At 66.1% G+C, this 3,611-nt stretch carries 4 protein-coding genes and 1 tRNA gene; all 5 read left to right on the forward strand.

All coding sequences use genetic code 11. From position 1 onward, the window contains the following. Positions 1-166: 166 nt before the first annotated feature. The 5 genes from WMJ97_RS14735 (at position 167) to rplA (ending at position 2,862) form a co-directional block, all read left to right on the forward strand. Positions 167-239: transfer RNA gene (locus WMJ97_RS14735), tRNA-Trp, on the forward strand. A gap of 61 nt (positions 240-300) precedes the next feature. Next, a complete protein-coding gene (gene secE / locus WMJ97_RS14740; protein WP_347349760.1) occupies positions 301-681 on the forward strand; it encodes a preprotein translocase subunit SecE in 381 nt (126 codons plus the stop codon). 25 nt (positions 682-706) lie between these two features. Further along, a complete protein-coding gene (nusG, locus tag WMJ97_RS14745; protein WP_347349761.1) occupies positions 707-1,528 on the forward strand; it encodes a transcription termination/antitermination protein NusG in 822 nt (273 codons plus the stop codon). 112 nt (positions 1,529-1,640) lie between these two features. Further along, on the forward strand, positions 1,641-2,066 hold the full coding sequence (gene rplK / locus WMJ97_RS14750; protein ID WP_347349762.1) for a 50S ribosomal protein L11: 426 nt from the start codon (positions 1,641-1,643) through the stop codon (positions 2,064-2,066). 88 nt (positions 2,067-2,154) lie between these two features. After that, entirely contained in the window at positions 2,155-2,862 is a 708-nt protein-coding gene (gene rplA, locus WMJ97_RS14755) for a 50S ribosomal protein L1 (protein ID WP_347349763.1), read from the forward strand. Positions 2,863-3,611: the final 749 nt, after the last annotated feature.

Consider the following 3,611-nt stretch of genomic DNA (forward strand, 5'->3'; position numbering starts at 1 on the left):
GCGCGACGGCGTCCGGGACGCCTTCGGCGTCACGCTGGTCCCCGAGCCGGTCTTGCTGGGGGTGAGCCTGGACTGAGGGGTGCGGGACGCCGCGTCGGTTCGACTCGGCGCAGCAAACCCCGTACACTTCTTTTCTTGGTGGCACCGTCTTCGGGCGGCCCATCGAAGGGCAATAGCTCAACTGGCAGAGCATCGGTCTCCAAAACCGAAGGTTGGGGGTTCAAGTCCCTCTTGCCCTGCTCGGGTCGGCACGTACGCTGGCTTGCAGGCGAACCGACGACGAGAAGGACAATCGCAGTGGTGGAACGGCGGCAGGGCGCTGATGGCGCCGGCGAGTCCTCGTCCACCCCTGACGACGCCGCTCAGGTGCCCGAGGCCGAGTCGGTGGCCGCGGTGGCGCGCAGCGTGCGCCCGCAGCGCCGGGTCGCCGATGTGGAGAAGAAGGACGCGGCGACGCCCAAGCGTCGGAAGGCGTCCGCGAGTGCCAAGCGGAGCAAGGGCACGACGCCGGCGGAGTTCGTCCGCCAGTCGGTCGACGAGCTGAAGAAGGTCATCTGGCCGACCGGCTTGCAGGTGCGCCAGTACTTCGTGGTCGTCCTGGTGTTCGTGCTGTTCATCATCGCCTACGTGGGGCTGCTCGACCTGGGCTTCGGCGCGCTGCTGCTGAGGCTGCTCGGCTGAGTGGCCGGAGAAGACGGAGAAGTTTGTGACTCAAGAGAATGACGCCCCGCTGACGGGGTCGGACGACGACTTCGAGATCGACCTCGGTGCGCCCGAGGGCGATGAGTCGACGTCCGACGACCTCGATCTGAACCTCGACTTCGGGGGTGACGACGCCGAGACCGACGAAGACGATGTCGCGCTGAACCTGGCCGATGACGACGAGGAAGAGCCCGAGGCGTCCGGCGAGGAGAGTGCCGACGAGGAGGCCGCGCTCGAAGAGTTGCGCCAGCGGCTTCGTGGCGAGCTCGGCGACTGGTACGTCATCCACACGTACTCGGGCATGGAGAACCGGGTGAAGCAGAACCTCGACTCCCGCGTGAAGACGCTGGGGATGGAGGAGCACATCTACGAAGCGATCGTGCCGACCGAAGACGTCGTCGAGATTCGCAACGGCGCCCGCAAGACCGTGACGCGCACGGTCCTGCCCGGCTACGTGCTGGTGCGGATGGATCTGACCGACGAGTCGTGGGCCGCCGTCCGGCACACGCCGTCGGTGACCGGCTTCGTCGCCCACGCGAGCTCGCCGGTGCCGCTGTCGCTGGAGGAGGTCGAGAAGATGCTCGCCCCGTCCGTCTTGGCGAAGGTGAACGCGCAGGCGTCCGGGCAGGCACCGCGCAAGAAGAAGGTGGAGGTCGCCGATTTCAACGTGGGCGACTCCGTCATGGTGGTTCAGGGGCCCTTCTCGGGCGTCCACGCGACCATCACCGAGATCAACGCGAACAACCAGCGGCTCAAGGCTCTGGTCGAGATCCTGGGGCGGGAGACCCCCGTGGATCTCACGTTTACGCAGGTTCAGAAGGGGTAACCCTTCCCGTACCTGAACGTGTTCGCGATCGGCCCGGCCTCGTGCCGGGCCACCGCATTGTCACCAGCAGGGGCGTCCCGGCCCCTGGAAGAAAGAGAGCAAGGACCCGAATATGCCTCCCAAGAAGAAGGTAGCGGCGCTCGTCAAGGTTGCCTTGAACGCGGGCGCGGCGACTCCTGCACCTCCCGTCGGTACCGCCCTCGGTCCGCACGGCGTCAACATCATGGAATTCTGCAAGCAGTACAACGCGAAGACAGAAGCCATGCGCGGCAACGTCATCCCCGTGGAGATCACGATCTACGAGGACCGGTCGTTCACCTTCATCACGAAGACGCCGCCGGCCGCCGAGCTGATCAAGAAGGCCGCGGGCCTGGCGAAGGGCAGCTCGAAGCCGCAGGAGAAGGTCGGCAAGATCAGCAAGGACCAGGTTCGCGAGATCGCGAACACCAAGCTGCCCGACCTGAACGCGAACGACGTCGAGGCCGCGATGAAGATCGTCGAGGGCACGGCCCGCTCGATGGGCATCGACGTTCAGTAGTACCCAAGGCGTCCGGACGCCCGGGCGTCGGTATTCGTGGCAGGGCCTGCGCGGCCCGCACCACACCTGGTCAGAAAGGAAACCAGTCATGAAGCGCAGCAAGGCTTACCGCGCCGCCGAAGAGAAGATCGACGACGCGCAGTTGTACACCGCCGAGGAGGCCCTCACCCTGGTGAAGGGCAACGCCTCGGCCAAGTTCGACGAGACCGTCGAGGTCGCGATGCGGCTCGGCGTCGACCCCCGTAAGGCGGACCAGATGGTCCGCGGCACGGTGAACCTCCCGCACGGTACTGGCAAGACGGCTCGGGTCCTCGTCTTCGCCTCCGGCGAGAAGGCTCAGCAGGCCCAGGACGCCGGCGCCGACGAGGTCGGCGCCGACGAGCTCGTCGAGAAGATCACCGGCGGCTACCTTGACTTCGACGCGGTCGTCGCCACGCCCGACATGATGGGTCGCGTCGGACGCCTCGGTCGCATCCTCGGCCCCCGCGGTCTGATGCCGAACCCCAAGACGGGCACCGTCACCATGGACGTGGCGAAGGCCGTCAGCGACATCAAGGGCGGCAAGATCGAGTTCCGCGTCGACCGGCACAGCAACCTGTGCTTCATCGTCGGCAAGGCCTCGTTCTCGGTCCAGCAGTTGCTGGAGAACTACTCTGCCGCGATGGACGAGGTGAACCGCCTCAAGCCGTCCGCGGCCAAGGGCCGTTACATCCGCAAGATCACGGTGTCCTCGACGATGGGCCCTGGCGTTCACGTGGACGCCGCGAAGAAGGCCATCCCGGAGCAGACCGCCTAAGGCTTCGCGCTGCGTAGAGCCCCACGCCCTCCTGGCGTGGGGCTCTCGTACGTCCGGGAGTCCGGCAGGCTCCCGCATCTGCAGCATGGACGCCCCCCTGCGCCTGACCGCGGGAGGCCGTTCCATCGGGTGCGTGTCGTCGGCTCACCGCGCCGAGGACGCCGGCGCTCCGCCGTTCGGAGGGGGAGTGCCCCCGTCTGACGAGGAAGAGGGGTGCACCTCCACGACAGCAGGTGCCGTACCGCGGGACTGCCTCGATGGCAGCGCGGGAATCGAGCAAGTTCTCTCAATCTGTCGCCGCGGAACGGGAGAACGCCCCGCACGCCCAGATGCGGCTCAGGCCGCCCTCCCGGCTGAACGGGGCACACGCCCGCGGCACATCGCGCGGCGACTCGAGCCGCTGACTAGGGGTTTCGTGGCGATCGACGAACCGCTCAGCCGTTGTCCCCTTCGCGGGGGACCTCCGATTTGGTTTCGGGAGGCAGGGCTAGTAATGTTTCTAGAGGCGCAAGCCACGAAGGTCACTTCGGAGGGTCTCCCATAGGGGATGCTCCGGCCGGCTCTTCTCCTCGAAGCGGTTCCGCCGCACCGAGGATGAGGATTTGACAGAGAGTGATCGGCCCGGTAAGTTTTAGCGGGTTGCCCCAAGTGCTGGAGAGAGATCGAAAGCGCGAGGTGTGCTTCGGAAGTTTGAGAACTCAACAGCGTGTCTTTTGTTTGTCAATGCCATTTTTTGCACAGACTGTTTT

The organism is Nigerium sp. (genome assembly GCF_039811905.1).
Classification (GTDB): Bacteria; Actinomycetota; Actinomycetes; order Propionibacteriales; family Propionibacteriaceae; genus Propioniciclava.

Bases quoted from the DNA above. Each gene is read 5' to 3' on its own strand.
- rplA (WP_347349763.1), top strand. From the start codon at position 2,155: ATGAAGCGCAGCAAGGCTTACCGCGCCGCCGAAGAGAAGATCGACGAC.
- rplK (WP_347349762.1), top strand. From the start codon at position 1,641: ATGCCTCCCAAGAAGAAGGTAGCGGCGCTCGTCAAGGTTGCCTTGAAC.